2 protein-coding genes are annotated in these 1,295 nt (G+C 50.2%); both read left to right on the top strand.

The window, feature by feature from the left end; all coding sequences use genetic code 11:
• On the top strand, window positions 1-915 hold a 915-nt coding region (locus tag R7Z41_RS23880), incomplete at its 5' end, for a thioesterase domain-containing protein (protein WP_318141628.1).
• Between the two features lie 215 nt (window positions 916-1,130).
• Window positions 1,131-1,295 (top strand): Wzz/FepE/Etk N-terminal domain-containing protein (locus tag R7Z41_RS24720; protein ID WP_411913143.1); only part of this gene is annotated, 165 nt, incomplete at its 3' end.

Consider the following 1,295-nt stretch of genomic DNA (forward strand, 5'->3'; position numbering starts at 1 on the left):
TGTGACGTGCAGGATGCCGATGCTGATTTCTTCGCGCTTGGCGGTCATTCGCTACTGGCAATGAAACTGGCAGCGCAGTTAAGTCGGCAGGTTGCCCGCCAGGTGACGCCGGGGCAAGTGATGGTCGCGTCAACTGTCGCCAAACTGGCAACGATTATTGATGCTGAAGAAGACAGCACCCGGCGTATGGGATTCGAAACCATTCTGCCGTTGCGTGAAGGTAATGGCCCGACGCTGTTTTGTTTCCATCCTGCGTCCGGTTTTGCCTGGCAGTTCAGCGTGCTCTCGCGTTATCTCGATCCACAATGGTCGATTATCGGCATTCAGTCACCGCGCCCCAATGGCCCCATGCAGACGGCGGCAAACCTGGATGAAGTCTGCGAAGCGCATCTGGCAACGTTACTTGAACAACAACCGCACGGCCCTTATTACCTGCTGGGGTATTCCCTTGGCGGTACGCTGGTGCAGGGTATTGCGGCGCGACTGCGTGCCCGTGGCGAACAGGTGGCATTTCTTGGCTTGCTGGATACCTGGCCGCCAGAAACGCAAAACTGGCAGGAAAAAGAAGCTAATGGTCTGGACCCGGAAGTGCTGGCGGAGATTAACCGCGAACGCGAGGCCTTCCTGGCAGCACAGCAGGGAAGTACTTCAACGGAGTTGTTTACCACCATTGAAGGCAACTACGCTGATGCTGTGCGCCTGCTGACGACTGCTCATAGCGTACCGTTTGACGGTAAAGCGACGCTGTTTGTTGCTGAACGCACACTTCAGGAAGGTATGAGTCCCGAACGCGCCTGGTCGCCGTGGATAGCGGAGCTGGATATCTATCGTCAGGATTGTGCGCATGTGGATATTATCTCTCCAGGGACGTTTGAAAAAATTGGGCCGATTATTCGCGCAACGCTAAACAGGTAAATTAATATTATTTATAAACCCATAATTACAGAAAATAATTATGGGTTTTTTATTTGTTTGATTTATAGGTTTGATGAATATTTCTCTTAAATAGAGTGAATGTTGCATTCAGTGGAAGGAATTTACAAACTTCAGCTTCGGATAATTCTCACCAACTGGTAAAGTGAGCGCCGTGGAGATTTCCCCCTATTGGACTCATTTTCAGGTTATACCCCATGTCATCACTGAATATTAAACAGGGAAGTGACGCTCATTTTCCCGATTATCCTCTGGCGTCGCCCAGTAATAATGAAATTGATTTACTTAATCTAATCTCAGTTTTATGGCGGGCCAAAAAAACGGTCATGGCGGTCGTTTTTGCGTTTGCCTGCGCAGGCTTG

Source organism: Vibrio sp. 1457 (assembly GCF_033340195.1).
Taxonomy (GTDB): Bacteria; Pseudomonadota; Gammaproteobacteria; order Enterobacterales; family Vibrionaceae; genus Vibrio; species Vibrio alginolyticus.